Raw genomic sequence first — 17,600 nt, 5'->3', positions numbered from 1 at the left:
CGTTGAAAAGTGAGGCTGATTAATGTATGTGCTAATTGCGCTATGCACATCAAATAGGCACCCATTAGTGAGTTTCCTCGATCAACCTTTGAGTATAGGCGGTGTGGCGCTTGCCAACCGTGTGTTTCTTGCGCCGATGTCGGGCGTTTCGGACCTTCCATTCCGCAGGCGCGCAGCAGCGGCTGGCGCGGGCATGGTTGTGTCTGAAATGGTCGCCAGCGCCGAACTCTGTAACCGTCACAAGGAAAGCCTTCTGCGCCTCTCAGGCGAGGGGCTTGGGACGCATGTTGTGCAGCTCGCGGGACGCGAAGCGCATTGGATGGGTGAGGCGGCCAGGATCGCCGAGGGTGAAGGCGCTGATATCATCGATATCAATATGGGTTGCCCGGCCAAGAAAGTGACAGGCGGCTATTCCGGGTCTGCGCTGATGCGCGATCTCGATCACGCAATGACCCTCGTTGAGGTCACTGTCAACGCGGTCGGCATTCCCGTTACGCTCAAGATGCGGCTGGGATGGGACGAGAAAAGCATTAACGCGCCTGAACTTGCAAGACGTGCCGAAAGTGCCGGCATCGCCATGGTGACTGTCCACGGGCGTACGCGTTGTCAGTTCTATGAAGGCAAGGCGGACTGGAATGCAATTCACGCCGTCCGCGACGCGATCAGGATTCCTCTGGTTGCCAACGGAGATGTGGCGTGTCGAGGTGATGCTGAGGAAATTATGCGCCGCTCTGGAGCTGATGCCGTGATGGTCGGGCGTGCCTCTTATGGGCAACCGTGGCTGGCCGGTGCAATTGCAGGAAGTGACTTTGCCCCACAGTCTCGAAATGAAGTTCTTGATTATATTATAAAGCATTACGAAGATATGCTCGAGCATTATGGAAGCACGACGGGTATCCGTCATTCCCGCAAGCATCTAGGTTGGTATATTGATCGCCATGCTGGTGCCGCATGTATGCCTGCCGAGAAAGCAGAAGTGATGACCCTGACCGACCGGCAAGCCGTCATCGACGCTTTGCGTCGTATATTCATGCGCGAAGCTTCAGAATCCGCGCTCAAAGAGGTTGCCTGATGCGCGAGAGAACTGAAACGAACGGCATTCCATCGGTCGTGCTCGATGCCATCAGCCAGCCGGTTATCATGATCAGCGCCGAGAACTATATCGCCTATGCCAATCTGGATGCAGAACAGTTCTTTCGTTCCGGCTCGTCCATTCTGGCGCGCAACCGGCTGGAGTCCTTTCTGCCCTTTGGTAGTCCGCTGTTAGCGCTGGTCGATCAGGTTCGCACCAGCCAGATGCCGGTGAACGAATATCGCGTCGATGTCTCGTCACCACGTCTTGGGGCGGAGCGTATCGTTGATATTTACGTAGCGCCGGTAGCGGAGCTGCCGGGCGCTGTGGTCATCCTCTTCAAGGAAAAGACGATGGCCGAAAAGATCGATCGCCAGATGACACATCGCGGCGCGGCGCGGTCCGTGACCGGGCTGGCATCGATGCTGGCTCATGAAATCAAGAACCCTCTCTCTGGTATCCGTGGTGCGGCACAATTGCTGGAACAGGTTGTCGGCGATGAGGATCGTGCGCTTGCGCGTCTTATTACCGATGAAACAGATCGGATCGTTTCACTGGTTGACCGCATGGAGGTTTTCTCGGATGAGCGCCCCATCGAGCGCTCTGCCGTCAATATTCATGCGGTTCTGGATCATGTGAAGGCGATTGCGAAGAACGGGTTCGCACGGAAGATCCGTTTTGTGGAAGATTATGATCCTTCTCTCCCGCCGGTTTTCGCCAATCGAGACCAACTCGTGCAAGTTTTCCTCAATCTGCTGAAGAATGCTTCGGAAGCCATAGGCGACCGTGAAGGCGGCGAGATTGTCCTATCCACGGCTTATCGTCCGGGCATTCGTCTGCAGGTGCCGGGTGCGCGGGACAGGGTGGCGCTGCCTCTCGAATTCTGCGTGCATGATAACGGACCGGGTGTGCCGCAGGACATGCTGCCACATCTGTTCGATCCCTTCGTGACGACGAAAACCAATGGGTCGGGACTGGGATTGGCACTCGTTGCGAAGATCATTGGTGACCATGGCGGTATTATCGAATGCGACAGCCATCCTTCGCGAACGACTTTCCGTGTTCTGATGCCCGCATGGAAAAATACGGAACTGGCAGCTGGAAATACTGGAGATAACGCATGACCGCAGGACGTCCGACAGGAACCATATTGGTGGCGGATGACGATGCAGCTATTCGGACCGTGCTGAACCAGGCATTGTCGCGAGCAGGCTACGATGTGCGTGTGACTTCTAATGCTGCCTCGCTTTGGCGCTGGGTGGCTGCAGGCGACGGTGATCTGGTCATTACTGACGTCAATATGCCGGACGAGAATGCCTTCGACCTCCTGCCACGCATCAAGAAGATGCGTCCCGACCTGCCAGTTGTGGTCATGAGCGCGCAGAACACATTCATGACGGCAATCCGGGCATCCGAGGCGGGAGCCTACGAATATCTGCCGAAGCCGTTCGATTTGACGGAACTCATCAATATCGTCGGTCGGGCTCTGTCTGAACCAAAACGTAGGCCCATTGCCGCTTTATCGGATGAGCAGGCCGATAACATGCCGCTGGTCGGCCGCTCGCCTGCGATGCAGGAAATCTACCGTTTGCTGGCCCGCATGATGCAGACGGATTTGACCGTCATGGTTACGGGTGAATCCGGCACAGGCAAGGAACTGGTTGCGCGTGCCCTGCACGAATACGGGCGCCGCCGAAAAGGACCGTTTGTAGCGATCAATATGGCCGCAATCCCGCGCGATCTGATTGAGTCCGAGTTGTTCGGGCACGAGAAGGGTGCTTTTACCGGCGCGCAGAACCGCTCGAGCGGCCGCTTTGAACAGGCAAATGGCGGAACACTGTTTCTCGACGAGATCGGCGATATGCCGATGGAAGCACAAACCCGTCTTTTGCGTGTGCTGCAGCAGGGCGAGTATATGACAGTCGGCGGACGCACGCCGATCAAGACCGATGTGCGCATCGTTGCCGCGACCAACAAGGATTTGCGGCAACTGATAGCGCAAGGTTTGTTCCGTGAGGATCTTTATTACCGGTTGAATGTCGTGCCCCTGCGCTTGCCGCCGCTTCGCGAGCGCAGCGAGGATGTGGCCGATCTTGTGCGCCATTTTTTCAAACGCGCTGCCGAAGAGGGGCTGCCGGAGAAGCGTATCAGCACCGCTGGCCTGGAAATGATGCGCCGGTATCCTTGGCCAGGAAATGTGCGTGAACTGGAAAATCTCGTCCGGAGGCTTTCGGCGCTTTATCCGCAAGAGGAAATATCGCCGGAAATCATCGAAACGGAATTGAAATCTGAACTGGCCAAGCCGGATGTCGTTCCCGCCGGTGGTGGCGATATGGAGAATATTTCGATATCGCAGGCCGTTGAGCAGAATATGCAGCGTTATTTTGCGTCATTCGGTGCCGATCTGCCGCCGCCGGGGCTTTATCACCGGGTTCTGGCGGAACTGGAATATCCCTTGATCCTCGCATGTCTTACCGCAACACGCGGAAACCAGATCAAGGCGGCAGACCTTCTGGGATTAAATCGGAATACGCTGCGCAAGAAAATTCGCGAACTCGGGGTCAATATATATCGCGGAAACAAAGGAAGCTGAACGATAATCAGGCGCTAATAACGCATTAACTACATTATTTAATGAGCAATTAAGTCTGTTCGACTACTGTTGGTTGCATGAGAAATCAGCATTCCACGCGAAGCAAGAAAACCCGGCGTATTCTCGAACCGGCTGTAAGGAGCGGCATTCTTGCCGCACCTTTGATATTGATGCTTGCAATCGTCGTTATTCTGTCAGGAGCAGAGCCAAGGCTCTCCGCGATGATCGATCAAACCTTCACCGGTTCGATTAGCCCCATCATAAAGTAATTACCAGTTGGCCTTGAAGAGGGCGCCCGACTTCCTACTCTTTTAGGATAGCGAGAGCATTTCCTGTTGTGATCGAATCATCGGAAATTCTCTATCTATTTGTTTTTACGCATGTCTTTATCCCGAAACCGGTTCCCATTTTCGGGAGACATGCTCTAGAGGAGGTAATCATGCGTTTCGCCGTTACGACTTTGTTTCTTGGTATGTCCGTTGCTGCGGCCTATGCCGCTCCGCCGCCGGAAGGCACCAAGCTTTCGGAGATAATCGCGAAAATCGAACAGAACGCGGATACCGCTTTCATTGATGAAGTCGACTGGAATGATCGTGGCTACTACGAGATCGAATATGTCACCAAGGCTGGCGCCAAGGTTGAGGTGAAGGTCGATCCGAAAACCGGAGAAAATGTTCGGTGATTTTCAGCGCTCTCACGAGCGATTGTGCTGGAGCGGGTAGCGGGAATCGAACCCGCGCGTTCAGCTTGGGAAGCTGACAGGCTACCATTACATCATACCCGCAAACTGTAATGTATTTCAGCTAATTAGCGACAAGTTTGATGAGGCCGCATTAGAAAGTTTTACAGTTGGTTTTGCCAAACTATGTTCTCTTTCTGGTCTCGTCAAACTCTTTTGTCGACAGCTCGGCCCTGCCATTGCTTTCGCTCTCACGGCCTCACGAAACACTACAGTATCGTGACAAATTTTTCATGAACCGTTCCATTGATATCCAGGATTGAGAAGCCATCTGCAGATGACGCTTCCAACCAAGCAGCCAGATTTTTTGGCTGTTGCAGATGACAGGAAATCCATGGGCAAGATCACAAAGCGCCGGGCACTGCTAATCGTAAATCCTCATGCCCGAAATGGCAGGGGATACGGCGCGGATATTCGCTCTGCGCTGGAACGTGGCGGTCTCCAGCTCATCGAGCGAAATCCGCAGGACGACGAGACGATTTCAGATGTGATCCTTCGCGAAAGAGATTGCGATCTCGTTATTGTCGGTGGTGGTGATGGCTCGCTGAACGCTGCGGCCAAAGGATTGATGGAAACGGGAATGCCGCTTGCAATCCTTCCGCTTGGAACTGCAAATGATTTCGCCCGAACCATCGGCATTCCTGCCGATCCGGTTGAGGCGGCGCGTCGCCTTGTTTCCTATGAGCTTCGGCCCATCGACTTGGGTGAAGTGAATGGTCATCTTTACTTCAATGTCGCGAGCATCGGGTTTAGTGCCGAACTGGCGCAGCAACTCAGTTCTGCTGCAAAGAAAAAGTGGGGAAAGCTCGGTTATGCGATCGTTGCGGCACGCATCCTTATGCGTTCGGAGCTTTTCACAGCCTATCTGGAACATGACGGCATGACGGAGAAAATCCGTACATTGCAGGTTTCTGTCGGGAATGGAAAATTCTACGGCGGCGGCATGGCCGTCGAGAAGGATGCCACAGTGGATGACGGTAGGCTGGATTTCTATAGTCTGGAAGTCGATCACTGGTGGAAACTTTTGCGTCTTCTTCCCAGTCTGCGCCGTGGCACCCACTCCAGATGGGATGATGTGCGGGCTTTTCCGACGACTGAAGTGATTGTGCGCACCAAGAAGCCACGTGCCGTAAACACAGATGGCGAGCTATCGACCTGGACACCAGCTCATTTCCGCCTGTTGCCCAAGGCGATCAACGTCTACATGCCTGATCCGGCAATGAGGCCGTGATATTGGCGAGGCAAAAAAAGACCCGCCTTGTTGGAGCGGGCCTAATCCATGACGTTAGGTGACTGGCTCGGAGGTCATTAGAGCCGTATGAGTAACGATTGAAGGGCCTGAACGTTCCATATCTAAAAGAAAAAATACCAGATAAGCAGCACGACAACGAGTGGAACGCCCATCAGCCAAAGGATCATTGCTCTCAACATTCTTTTTCTCCTTCCTGTTGAAAATTCAACGCTTTGAACGAACGATCGTTCCACGAGACTAGAGGATACAGCTCGTCGGAGTTGAGTGGAGGTCATGCAGCGCGACTCAAAATATGCGGATTTCCAAAAGCTTTAATGATCCGTCAATGAATCGGTGACATCACTAAAATCTAAAAGGGCGCAACCAGCGTTTTCGGTTGTGTTGTTGAGTAACGGGCGTGTGGCGTATGGATTCGAAACGAGGGCTGAAACATTCGGTCAACGGCAAGGCAGTGAAACTGCGCGACAAGCGCGGTTCCATCACCATGTTGTCGTTCATGGCTATTGCGGTCGCCTTGGCGGGCTGTGCCTCGGCACCTCAGCCGAAATCGAAGACAAAGCGCTCAAAGGAATATTTCGCCGAGTCCAAATATGGCGTGAAAGCCAGTCCGCGCGTGGCTTTTTCGAAGGGAAAGCCTCTGCCGCGTGGCGGCGGGCGCGATCAGACCGGACAGCCCTACAAGGTCAAGGGCCGTTGGTATTATCCCAAGGAAGACAAAAAATATGTCAAGGTCGGCCACGCCTCCTGGTATGGCGAAGCTTTTCACGGTCGCCTGACGGCCAACGGTGAAGTCTATGACATGGCGCATCTGACAGCTGCACATCCAACCATGCCGTTGCCGAGTTATGCCCGTGTGACCAACCTTGCCAATGGCAGTTCGGTCATCGTACGCGTGAATGATCGTGGTCCATATGAATTCGACCGTGTCATCGATCTCTCCCAGAAAGCTGCCGAAATGCTTGATTACCAGCATCACGGCACGGCGAATGTGAAGGTCGAATATGTCGGCAGAGCGCCATTGGATGGCAATGACGACGCATTCCTGATGGCGTCTTACCGTCCGGCGGGTGGCGATGGGATCGGCCAGCCTGCAACTGGCGTCATGATGGCGATGAATGGGCCAACGCCGACTTCGCCGAAGTCACGCGTTCCTATGCCTGTGATGGACGCTGTTCCGGTCTCTGCGCCCATACCTGAAAACTCACCTTTTGCCGTCGATCCTGCTTATAGCGATCCGTCCGGCGGTCCAGCTCCGTTGTTGCCAGCGAATGTGCCTGTGCCGTCGCAGCGCCCCGGTTCAAGCTTCGGAGTGGCGAATGCTGCCGGTGTGAGCGGTCTTGCCGGCTATGCTTCTGACCGTCTTGCTGTAACCGCTTATACCGAGGAGCGCACCTATGGCAGCATCCTGACCAAGGATGCAATTTCGAGCGCCTGGAAGCGCCGCGAGGCGGAGGAGCATGGCGAATATGTCGAGCTTGGCACATTCAAGACGCTTGAAGAGGCAAGGCAGCTTCAGGCGTCGTTGCCACGTTCAACCCGATTTACGCTTACCAAGATTCCAACCGACACCAGCGAGTCTTTCGAGCTGACAGCCGTGGCAGAGAAAGGCGGAAACGATGCCCTGTTGCGCGCGGCCTGGAAGGCGGGCGCAGTGAATGCGTTTGTCGTTCGTCTCGATTGATTGCTCACATTACGGTGATACACGCTGGCATATTGATTTTGGTCGGATTCGTTGCGTAAGCTCTATCTCATTGCTCACGTAACGGGATTTGCATGGGGCTGATTTCAAAAACATTGGTATTTGCGCGCGCGGCCTCTGTGGGCGTTTCGCTGGCTGCATTCGTGCCGGTTTTAAGTCAGGCGGCACCTGTTGAGGCGGCATTCGTTTCAAAGGCGCCGCAGGTGTTGCTTATCGATGACCGAAGCGGAACGGTGCTTCTTTCCAAGAATGCCAATGTTCCTATTCCGCCCGCATCTCTTGCCAAGCTGATGACGGCCGAAGTGGTTTTCGAAGCCCTTGATAAAGGCGTGACGACACTCGAAACGCCTTACATCGTCAGCGAGAATGCCTGGAGAACCGGTGGTGCCCCCTCGGGAACATCAACGATGTTCGCACGCATCAAGTCGGCGCCAACGGTCGCTGATCTACTGCAAGGGATGATTGTTCAGTCGGCGAATGACGGCGCCATCGTACTGGCAGAAGGGCTGGCGGGTAGCGAAGAGGCTTTTGCAAAGCGCATGAATGATCGTGCGCAGGAGCTTGGTTTGACCGGCTCCAAATTTGTAAACTCGACGGGTTTGCCCGCCGAAGGGCAGGCGGTCTCGCTGCAGGACCTGGTCAGATTGGCGCGACATATCCGGACAGCCCATCCCGAGTATTATAAATATTATGCTCAACCTGCCTTCACCTGGAACAACATCATGCAACGCAACCGCAACCCCTTGTTGCGGCTTGATGTCGGGGCTGACGGGATGGGAACGGGTTTTACGGAAGCATCAGGTTTTGCGCTGGTCGGATCGGCGGAACAGAACGGCCGCAGGCTTTATCTGGCGATGAGCGGTCTTGCCAGCATCAAGGAGCGTGAAGAAGAAGCAAAGCGTCTCCTGCAATGGGGTATGACGGCCTTTGACGATGTTCAGCTTTATCCTGCGAACGAAATTGTGGGTGAGGCGCAAGTTTTCGGCGGTGCGCTCACGCATGTGCCGTTGAAGGTCAGGGATCGTGTCGAGCTGCTGCTACCGAAGGACGGTCGCGACAAGCTCAAGGCCCGGATTGTCTATAAGGGGCCGCTCGATGCCCCTGTCGCCGACAACCAGCAGGTCGGTATTCTTCAGTTGGAGCTTAATGGTAGCATTCTTCGTGATATCCCTGTTTTCACGGCGCAATCTGTCGAGGAAGGTAGTCTCTCGAAGCGCGCCTTGGGGGCGGCGATGGAGCTCTCCACCGGCTGGCTGCGGAAGTATCTTTAGCCTGCGTTGGGTGTATTCCAGGCTCGACCTGATAGCCAAAGGCCGATAATAACTTTCACAGAAGTCCGTTCGGGCATCGATTCAAACATTTGGAAGTTGGTTTGTCGGGATTGTTCATCACATTCGAAGGCGGCGAAGGAGCGGGCAAGTCAACGCAAATCGCGTTGCTGGCCAAGCACCTGCGGGCATGCGGCTTCGATCCAGTCATCACGCGAGAACCCGGCGGCTCTCCTGGTGCGGAAGCAATTCGCCATGTCATACTGAGCGGCAATGCAGAGAATTACGGCCCAGCGATGGAAGCCCTGCTGTTCGCCGCTGCAAGGGCAGACCATGTAGACCAGCTTATCCGTCCCGCCCTGAACGAGGGGCGAGTGGTGCTTTGTGACCGTTTCATCGACTCAAGCCGTGCCTATCAGGGCGTTACCGGCAATCTCGACAGCACCTATATGGCGGCGGTGGAACGCATTGCCATAGACGGCGCCATGCCTGACATGACGATCATTCTCGACATTCCCGCGGAGAAAGGTCTGTCGCGTGCTGGAAAACGGCGTGGCAGCGAAACTGCGGACCGGTTCGAGAAAGAAGATATTGCTGTGCATGAGGCGCGACGGCAGGCCTTCCTCGCGATCGCCGAGGCGGAACCTGAGCGATGCAAGGTCATCGACGCTGACCGCCCGCAAGACGCGATTGCGGGCGATATCGCAAAAGAAGTTGATCATGTTCTGACGAAAAGGGGGCTTTTGTGATCGAGGAACTCGACGTCCCTAAAGCCCACGATTCTATTGAGGGTGTGCCAGAACCGTCGGCAAGCGATTATATCGCGGGACACCGGGAGATCAGTGATTTTCTGGCGCAAGCCTATCGCGAGGGGCGTATGCATCATGCGCTTCTCTTTGAAGGCGCGCAGGGGATCGGCAAGGCAACGCTCGCTTTTCACCTGGCAGGCCATATGTTGGCCCATGGCAATAATGGCGAGGCACCGGAGCATATTGCTGCGCCGGATTTTGCGCAGCCGCTCTGGCGGCAGATTGCAGGCGGCATGCATCCCGCTGTCCTGCATATCAATCGCCCATTCGATCAGAAGACGGGAAAATTCAAAACGGGTATCCCAGTGGAAGAAATCCGCCGGGTCACGCATTTTCTGACCAGAACGGCATCGGACCACGCCTGGCGCATCATAATTGTCGACCCTGCCGATGATATGAACCGCAATGCCGCCAATGCCCTCCTGAAAACGCTGGAAGAACCTCCTGCACGGGCTCTCTTTATCCTGATTTCTCATTCGGCGGGGCGCTTGCTTCCGACAATTCGGTCGCGTTGCCAGAGCATCGGCTTCAAGCCACTTGATGATAGTGCGCTGACAGATGCCCTCGCACATGTCGGCCCCGGTGTCGGAATGGGGGCTGATGCCGTAACGAAAACGCTGCTTCAGAGATCGGAAGGCAGTGCGCGCAAGGCACTTCTGCTGGTGGCGAATGGCGGTATCGAAATCGCCGATACGGTCGATTCCCTTCTTGAAGGACAAAATTTCGATTTGCTGAAAGCACAGGCGCTCGCCGGCATATTGAATGGTCGCGAGTCGGAAGTTCAGTATGAATTGTTCCGTGACCATCTGCTGGGGCGGGTTGCGATCGAAGCTCGCTATCGTGCGGAGGCAGGGCAACTGCGTGATGCAGACCGCTGGTCGCGTTTCTGGAGCGATCTGTCACGCGAAACCGCGGATGCCGAAACCTATAATCTCGACCGCCGGCAAGCTGTGGTAATTCTTTTGGAAAAAACGCATCGCGCTTTTCGTTCCGGTCAGCCTCCGCTTGCGTGACATGGCCGCTGACATGCGTTATGTCACCGCTGATAATTTTCTCCTCGTGTGTCTGCTAATCATTCAGGCGCGCTTTCAAACTTCGAAAGACCGGGTCCATAATGAGCCGCGAAAAATATTACATCACCACCGCGATTGCTTATCCGAACGGAAAGCCGCACATCGGCCACGCGTATGAACTGATCGCGACCGATGCAATGGCGCGTTTTCAGCGCCTGAACGGCAAGGATGTTTTCTTTCTGACCGGTACGGACGAACACGGTATCAAGATGCTGCAGAGCGCGCGCAAGGAAGGCATCACGCCGCGTGAGCTTGCAGATCGCAATACGGCTGCGTTCAGGCAAATGGCGGATGTACTGAACAGTTCGAATGACGATTATATTCGCACCTCGGAAGAGCGCCATTACAAGGCCAGCCAGGCCATCTGGAAAGCGATGGCCGACAATGGCGATATCTACAAGGGTGGATATGCCGGTTGGTACTCCGTGCGTGACGAAGCCTACTATGGTGAAGAGGAAACGGAAGTCCGCGAAGATGGCGTTCGTTACGGCCCACAGGGTACGCCTGTCGAATGGGTCGAGGAGGAAAGCTATTTCTTCCGTCTCTCAGCCTATCAGGACAAGCTGCTCGATCTTTACGAGAATAATCCGGGCTTCATCATGCCTGCGGAGCGCCGCAACGAGATCGTGAGCTTCGTCAAGTCGGGCCTGAAGGATCTGTCGATTTCGCGCACGACCTTCGACTGGGGCATTCCGGTGCCGGGCGACGAGAAGCATGTCATGTATGTATGGGTCGACGCCCTGACCAATTACATTACCGCTCTCGGCTATCCCGATACTACGGACGAAAAGTGGGGTTATTGGCCAGCAGATGCGCATATCATCGGCAAGGATATCTCGCGCTTTCACGCTGTCTACTGGCCCGCATTCCTGATGTCAGCTGGTATTCCGCTGCCGAAGCGGGTTTTTGCACACGGCTTCCTGTTCAACCGCGGCGAGAAAATGTCGAAGTCCCTCGGCAATGTGATCGATCCGTTTGGCCTGGTTGAGCGTTATGGGCTCGATCAGTTGCGCTATTTCCTGATGCGTGAAGTGCCGTTCGGTCAGGACGGCAGCTATAGCCACGACGCTATCGTCAACCGCACCAACGCTGACCTGGCGAACGATCTCGGCAATCTTGCCCAGCGCTCGCTGTCGATGATCGCCAAGAATTGTGAAGGCAAGGTTCCGGTTCCGGGCGAATTCTCGGACGCGGATAAGGCCATTCTCGATCAGGCCGATACGGCGCTCGATACCGCACGCAAGGCAATGGACGATCAGGCGCTGCATCTTGCGCTTGGGGCGATTTTCGCTGTTGTTGCCGAAGCCAACCGTTATTTTGCGGGACAGGAGCCTTGGGCTTTGCGCAAGACTGATCCAGCCCGCATGGGCACTGTCCTTTATGTGACGGCCGAGGTGATCCGGCGCGTTGGCATCATGGTGCAGCCGTTTATTCCGCAGTCGGCGGAAAAGCTTCTCGACATACTGGCTATCCCTGCCAACAAGCGTCAGTTCTCCGACGTTACGGCAAGCCAGCTTGTCGGCGGGACCGATCTGCCAGCTCCGCAGCCGGTATTTCCGCGCTATGTGGAAACAGAAGAGCAGAACTGAGTTCGATGATGCTTGTCGATAGTCATTGTCACCTCGACTTTGCCGACTTCGAGCCGGAGCGCGATGACATCGTTCAGCGCGCTCTGGATGCCGGGGTCAGGCGCATGGTGACCATTTCCACACGGGTCAAGAAGTTCGACACGATCCGTGCACTCGCTGAAACCTATGATTCCGTTTATTGTTCGGTCGGAACCCATCCGAATAATGCGCATGAAGAACTGGACGTGACCGCCGATGATCTCGTGCGTCTGGCCGAGCACCCGAAAGTGGTGGCTATCGGCGAGGCGGGGCTCGACTATCACTATGATTATGCGCCACCGGCAGCACAGAGGCAGGGTTTTCTCGTGCACATCGAGGCGGCACGTCGTACTCAATTGCCGCTGGTCATTCATGCCCGTAGCGCAGATGAGGATATGGCCGAGATTCTGGAGCGTGAGACGGAGAAGGGCGCTTTTCCGTTCATCCTGCACTGCTTCTCTTCCGGTCGCGCTCTGGCTGAAAAGGGCATTGCGCTCGGCGGTTACGTCTCTTTCTCGGGAATTCTGACTTTCAAAAACTCAGCCGAAATCCGCGAAGTTGCTTCCATCGTTCCGCGTGATCGTTTGCTCGTCGAGACAGATGCTCCTTATCTGGCGCCGGTTCCTTATCGTGGCAAGCGCAACGAGCCTTCTTTCGTGCAGCATACCGCCGCCGTACTTGCCGAGACGATTGGCGTGAGCAGGGAAGAAATTGCGCAAATTACCAGCGAAAATGTCTTCCGCCTGTTCTCCAAGATGCCTATGCCAGAAGATTTGGCCGCAAAAGGAAATTGATCGTGACAGCGCCGCGTAATTGCCTGCGTTTTACGCTTTTGGGCTGCGGGTCGTCTCCCGGCGTACCGCGTATCAACGGTGATTGGGGCAGTTGTGATCCGGAGAATCCGAAAAACAGGCGTCGCCGTGCATCGCTCCTGGTTGAGCGATTTGACAATGCCGGTAATAACACAACGGTCGTGATTGATACGGGGCCGGATTTCCGAGCCCAGATGATCGATGCTGGAGCGCACAGCCTCGACGCGGCTGTCTATACCCATCCGCATGCAGACCATATTCACGGTATCGACGACCTTCGCACTTATGTTGTTGAAAATCGTCGGCTCATGGATGTTTACGCCAATCGGCTGACGCGCAACCGGCTTTTCGAGGCATTCGGCTATTGTTTCGAGACACCCGCCGGATCGAATTATCCACCAATTCTGAGTATGCACGACATCGCTCCTGAGACCCCGTTTTCCATATCGGGAGCTGGAGGTTCAATCCGCTTCGAGCCGTTCAGTCAGGTGCATGGCGATATTGAATCGCTGGGCTTTCGCATAGGTTCTGTCGTTTATTGCACGGACGTGAGTGCTTTTCCCGAACCAAGCCTCAAGCATTTGGATCACGCCGAGGTGCTTATTATCGATGCGTTGCAATATCGTCCACATCCAAGCCATTTCTCGCTTGGCGAAGCACTTGAATGGATCGAGAAACTGGCGCCTCAGCGCGCCATTCTCACGCATATGCATGTTCCACTCGATTACGAAACCGTCATGCGCGAGACACCGGACAATGTCGAGCCGGGATATGATGGGCTTCGTTTCGAGGTGTCGGTTTAGTTCGATATATTTCCAGGCCATGAACAAAAAGCCCGAACCATATGGTTCGGGCTTTTGTGTTCTTGCGCGGGATTGTTAATCGAGAACGTAGCAAGCCTTGGCCTTGCCGCGTGCGGGATCGCCGAAAGCGCGGTTATCGCACTGAACGCCATTCCGGAAGACGCCTTCTGTGAACCGGCCATTTGCGCCGTAACGGACGCGCTTGCGACCGTAAAAATCGCAGAACCCACCTTCTTTCGCGCAACGACTCCAGTCGCGGTCACTATCGTTGTAACGGTCGTCATAACGATCCGGACGACCGGGGCGATCAGGGCGGCCCGGACGATCCGGTCTGTCCCAGCGGTCCTGAACCACGAAGGAGCAGCTTTTCTTTTTGCCCGGTGCCGGGTCGCCGAAGACACGATTGGAGCAGGTAACCTGTGGCCGATCAATGAAACGCGACGTGTTCCGCCCGCCGGTTCCATAAACCACTTCGGCCGGATAGGGCAGCTGGCAGACTCCGTTTTCGCTGGCGCAGCGCTGCAGCTGGGCTGCAGACGCCTGTGTGACGAGTGGCGAAAGGACGGCCACCAAGCCGCCAAGGCATAATGAAGTAACAGTCGTCTTGAGTGCAGGTATCATGATGAGTCCCTCTGATATCGGTGAAATATGCTGTAGTTCCGGTATCTTGAACAGAGGATGAATGTGCAGCGTCCAATGGGAATTTTGCGAGGTGGTTAAAAATTCAAAGTGACAGGGTCGACAATCATTTCCTGCTCTGGTTTGGTTGAGGCAGGAATGAGGATCGGAAATGCACCATCTGCCTTTCAGTTTCAAATCGATTGCCGTTGTTTTGGCGGCCATGATAGCTACCGGGTTATATGTCGGTCACAAGACCAAGGAAGTGCGCCAGACCTCGCTTGTTCAGCGCGTCGCGCCCTCTGAAGCTGGAATATAGTTCAGCGTATCACGCCGGAACCGCTTTCTTTCCCGCCGCTTTCATGAAATGAGAGTGAAACACTCACGTTCACTCTTCGGAAAGTTTGTACCCATGCACGGCGAATACAAAGTCCACGGCGGAAAGCTTGTCGTTGTCGATCTGGATGTTCGTGATGGGCGCCTGAGTGATGTACAGGTGGCGGGCGATTTTTTCCTGGAGCCGGACGAGGCGCTGGAGGATATCCGTAACGCTGTCGAGGGACTCTCTGCCGATGCGTCGTCGGAGCAGATTGCCGATGCGGTGAGGGCAGGCCTGAGGCCCGACGCCATGATGCTCGGCTTCAGCCCGGAAGCGGTTGCAATTGCCGTCCGGCGCGCTTTGGGTGTTGCCCGTACATGGCGGGATTTCGAATGGCAGATTGTTGAAATGCCTGCAGTTTCGCCTGCCATGCATCTCGCGCTGGACGAGGTTCTGGCGCAGGAAGTTGCTGCGGGGCGCCGCGCGCCGACATTGCGCTTCTGGGAATGGGAACGCCCGGCCATCATCATTGGCGCGTTTCAGTCATTGCGCAATGAAGTGGATATGGACGCAACTCGGGAATTCAGCGTCGAGACTGTCCGTCGCGTGACTGGCGGCGGAGCCATGTTTGTGGAGCCCGGCAGCACCATAACCTATTCGCTCTATGCGCCAGGTGAACTTGTGCGTGACATGAGCTTTGCCGATTCCTACGCATTTCTGGATGATTGGGTGCTGAAAGCGCTCAATTCGCTCGGCATCGATGCCTTCTACAAGCCGCTGAACGATATTTCGAGTTCCAAGGGCAAGATCGGCGGCGCTGCGCAGAAGCGCTTCTCCAAGGGGACCGTTCTCCACCACGTCACCATGGCCTATGACATGGATGCCGAGAAAATGGTGAAGGTTTTACGCATCGGGCGCGAAAAGCTGAGCGACAAGGGCACCGCAAGTGCCGTCAAGCGCGTCGATCCGGTGCGCAGTCAGACCGGATTGCCACGCGAGGAAGTTATCAAGCGTATGAAGGACACTTTTGTGTCGCTGAATGGTGGCGTGAGCAGCAAGATTACACCCGAAGAATATGCGGCGGCGGAAAAGCTTGTGGTCGAAAAGTTCTCGACGCAGCAATGGCTGCACAACATTCCCTAAGCCACCCGCCAGCTCTTCAATCGCGAAGTGGGGTGACTTGCCCGTGTCATCATGGCATAGGAGGCCGCAACGCGACCACCTCCCACTCAACGCCATCTCGCAAAGTCCTCCCGTTCCATGATCCGCATCGACAATATCAGCAAGTCCAACAGCCATCGCATTCTCTATATCGAGGCTTCCGCCGCTTTGAATCGCGGTGAAAAGATCGGCCTTGTCGGTCCCAACGGCGCAGGTAAGACAACCCTGTTTCGCATGATTACTGGTGATGAACAGCCGGATGAGGGGCAGGTTTCCGTCGAAAAAGGCGTGACGGTCGGCTATTTCGACCAGAATGTCGGCGAAATGGGTGGTCGTTCCGCTGTCGCGGAAGTGATGGAAGGTGCAGGCCCCGTCAGTGTGGTCGCAGCAGAGCTCCGCGAGCTGGAAGCCGCGATGGTCGATCCGGATCGTATGGATGAGATGGATGTCATCATCGAACGCTATGGCGAAGTGCAGGCGCGATACGAGGAGCTTGATGGCTATGGTCTGGATGGCCGTGCACGTGAGGTTCTGGCGGGTCTCAGCTTCACGCAGGAAATGATGGATGGCGATGTCGGCAAGCTCTCCGGCGGCTGGAAAATGCGTGTTGCGCTGGCGCGCATTCTGCTGATGCGCCCGGACGTGATGCTGCTCGACGAGCCGAGCAACCATCTCGATCTCGAAAGCCTGATCTGGCTGGAAGCATTCCTCAAGAACTATGACGGTGCACTGCTGATGACCTCGCACGACCGCGAGTTCATGAACCGCATCGTGACCAAGATCATTGAAATCGATGCTGGCTCGCTGACGACCTACGCTGGCGATTATGCCTTCTATGAGGGCCAACGGGCGCTGAATGAAAAGCAGCAGCAGGCCCAGTTCGAGCGCCAGCAGGCCATGCTTGCAAAGGAAATCAAGTTCATCGAACGGTTCAAGGCGCGCGCTTCTCATGCTTCACAGGTCCAAAGCCGCGTGAAGAAGCTGGAGAAGATCGACCGCGTGGAGCCTCCACGCCGTCGCCAGACGGTCGCCTTCGACTTTGCGCCTGCGCCGCGTTCGGGTGAGGATGTCGTGAGCCTCAAGGGCGTCCACAAGACCTATGGCAGCCGCACGATCTATGACGGTTTTGATTTCATGGTTCGCCGCCGCGAACGCTGGTGCATCATGGGTATCAACGGCGCAGGAAAATCGACGTTGCTGAAACTGGTCGCAGGCGCTGCCGAACCGGACAAGGGCAATGTCAATATCGGTGCGAGCGTCAAGCTCGGCTATTTCGCGCAGCATGCGATGGATGTGCTTGATGGCGATGCAACGATATTGGAATGGCTGGAAGAGCGTTTTCCAAAAGCAGGGCAGGCCCCACTTCGTGCTTTATCTGGCTGCTTTGGTTTTTCAGGCGACGATATCGAAAAGAAGTGCCGTGTGCTTTCGGGTGGTGAAAAGGCGCGTCTGGTCATGGCGGCCATGCTGTTCGATCCGCCGAATTTCCTGGTTCTGGACGAGCCGACCAACCACCTTGATCTCGATACGAAGGAAATGCTCATCAAGGCGCTGGCTGCCTATGAGGGCACAATGCTGTTCGTATCGCACGACCGGCATTTCCTAGGCGCATTGTCGAACAGGGTTCTGGAACTGACGCCGGATGGTATTCACCAATATGGCGGCGGCTATACGGAATATGTGGAGCGGACGGGGCAGGAGGCTCCAGGGTTGCGTTCGTAACGTGTTTGGTCTGGCGCGCATCTTATCCGAAAATCGTTTCACACTTTTCGGGA

16 protein-coding genes and 1 tRNA gene are annotated in these 17,600 nt (G+C 55.5%); 15 read left to right on the top strand and 2 right to left on the bottom strand.

Features of this window, described 5'->3' with window-relative positions:
* Positions 1-67: 67 nt before the first annotated feature.
* The 4 genes from dusB (at position 68) to HWX93_RS10890 (ending at position 4,347) form a co-directional block, all read left to right on the top strand.
* Entirely contained in the window at positions 68-1,072 is a 1,005-nt protein-coding gene (gene dusB / locus HWX93_RS10905) for a tRNA dihydrouridine synthase DusB (protein WP_176037383.1), read from the top strand.
* Positions 1,072-2,196 (top strand): two-component system sensor histidine kinase NtrB, encoded by a 1,125-nt coding sequence (locus HWX93_RS10900; protein ID WP_176037382.1) that lies wholly within the window; start codon positions 1,072-1,074, stop codon positions 2,194-2,196. The genes dusB and HWX93_RS10900 overlap by 1 nt, the downstream gene beginning before the upstream one ends.
* On the top strand, positions 2,193-3,665 hold the full coding sequence (gene ntrC, locus HWX93_RS10895) for a nitrogen regulation protein NR(I) (protein WP_176037381.1): 1,473 nt from the start codon (positions 2,193-2,195) through the stop codon (positions 3,663-3,665). Before HWX93_RS10900 ends, ntrC begins: the two co-directional genes overlap by 4 nt.
* 439 nt (positions 3,666-4,104) lie before the next feature.
* On the top strand, positions 4,105-4,347 hold the full coding sequence (locus HWX93_RS10890) for a PepSY domain-containing protein (RefSeq protein ID WP_109987868.1): 243 nt from the start codon (positions 4,105-4,107) through the stop codon (positions 4,345-4,347).
* A gap of 28 nt (positions 4,348-4,375) precedes the next feature.
* Here the strand turns inward: HWX93_RS10890 and HWX93_RS10885 are convergent.
* Positions 4,376-4,449 (bottom strand) — tRNA-Gly (locus tag HWX93_RS10885).
* 289 nt (positions 4,450-4,738) lie between these two features.
* Between HWX93_RS10885 and HWX93_RS10880 the strand changes: the two genes are divergently transcribed.
* The 8 genes from HWX93_RS10880 (at position 4,739) to HWX93_RS10845 (ending at position 13,727) form a co-directional block, all read left to right on the top strand.
* Positions 4,739-5,635 (top strand): lipid kinase, encoded by an 897-nt coding sequence (locus HWX93_RS10880; RefSeq protein WP_176037380.1) that lies wholly within the window; start codon positions 4,739-4,741, stop codon positions 5,633-5,635.
* A gap of 427 nt (positions 5,636-6,062) precedes the next feature.
* Positions 6,063-7,337 carry a septal ring lytic transglycosylase RlpA family protein gene (locus HWX93_RS10875; RefSeq protein WP_176037379.1) on the top strand — a complete coding sequence of 425 codons (1,275 nt, stop codon included), beginning with the start codon at positions 6,063-6,065 and terminating at the stop codon, positions 7,335-7,337.
* A 92-nt stretch (positions 7,338-7,429) separates the two neighbouring features.
* Positions 7,430-8,626: a D-alanyl-D-alanine carboxypeptidase family protein gene (locus tag HWX93_RS10870; RefSeq protein ID WP_176037378.1), complete on the top strand. Its 1,197-nt coding sequence runs from the start codon at positions 7,430-7,432 to the stop codon at positions 8,624-8,626.
* A gap of 101 nt (positions 8,627-8,727) precedes the next feature.
* Positions 8,728-9,372, top strand: a complete 645-nt coding sequence (gene tmk / locus HWX93_RS10865) for a dTMP kinase (RefSeq protein ID WP_109987804.1) — start codon at positions 8,728-8,730, stop codon at positions 9,370-9,372.
* Positions 9,369-10,445, top strand: a complete 1,077-nt coding sequence (locus tag HWX93_RS10860) for a DNA polymerase III subunit delta' (protein ID WP_176037377.1) — start codon at positions 9,369-9,371, stop codon at positions 10,443-10,445. Before tmk ends, HWX93_RS10860 begins: the two co-directional genes overlap by 4 nt.
* Positions 10,446-10,546: 101 nt before the next feature.
* The gene (metG, locus tag HWX93_RS10855; RefSeq protein ID WP_176037376.1) at positions 10,547-12,094 is read left to right on the top strand and encodes a methionine--tRNA ligase; all 1,548 of its coding nucleotides are present in this window, start codon (positions 10,547-10,549) and stop codon (positions 12,092-12,094) included.
* A gap of 8 nt (positions 12,095-12,102) precedes the next feature.
* Positions 12,103-12,906, top strand: coding sequence for a TatD family hydrolase (locus tag HWX93_RS10850; protein WP_109987870.1), 804 nt, complete (start codon positions 12,103-12,105; stop codon positions 12,904-12,906).
* 2 nt (positions 12,907-12,908) lie between these two features.
* Positions 12,909-13,727 carry an MBL fold metallo-hydrolase gene (locus HWX93_RS10845; protein ID WP_176037375.1) on the top strand — a complete coding sequence of 273 codons (819 nt, stop codon included), beginning with the start codon at positions 12,909-12,911 and terminating at the stop codon, positions 13,725-13,727.
* 75 nt (positions 13,728-13,802) lie between these two features.
* On the opposite strand, the gene HWX93_RS10840 is transcribed toward HWX93_RS10845, so the two are convergent.
* Complete coding sequence (locus HWX93_RS10840) at positions 13,803-14,348, bottom strand: hypothetical protein (protein WP_109987808.1); 546 nt, start codon at positions 14,346-14,348, stop codon at positions 13,803-13,805.
* 169 nt (positions 14,349-14,517) lie between these two features.
* On the opposite strand from HWX93_RS10840, the gene HWX93_RS10835 reads away from it, so the two are divergent.
* The 3 genes from HWX93_RS10835 (at position 14,518) to abc-f (ending at position 17,547) form a co-directional block, all read left to right on the top strand.
* Complete coding sequence (locus HWX93_RS10835; RefSeq protein ID WP_176037374.1) at positions 14,518-14,664, top strand: hypothetical protein; 147 nt, start codon at positions 14,518-14,520, stop codon at positions 14,662-14,664.
* A gap of 93 nt (positions 14,665-14,757) precedes the next feature.
* On the top strand, positions 14,758-15,807 hold the full coding sequence (locus HWX93_RS10830; RefSeq protein WP_109987809.1) for a lipoate--protein ligase family protein: 1,050 nt from the start codon (positions 14,758-14,760) through the stop codon (positions 15,805-15,807).
* 117 nt (positions 15,808-15,924) lie between these two features.
* Positions 15,925-17,547 (top strand): ribosomal protection-like ABC-F family protein, encoded by a 1,623-nt coding sequence (gene abc-f / locus HWX93_RS10825; protein ID WP_176037373.1) that lies wholly within the window; start codon positions 15,925-15,927, stop codon positions 17,545-17,547.
* Positions 17,548-17,600: the final 53 nt, after the last annotated feature.

It is taken from the genome of Brucella tritici, from assembly GCF_902825325.1.
In the GTDB taxonomy this organism is placed as follows: Bacteria; Pseudomonadota; Alphaproteobacteria; order Rhizobiales; family Rhizobiaceae; genus Brucella.
Note: the sequence above shows the minus strand (reverse complement) of the source record. Positions and strands in the feature narration are given on the sequence as shown.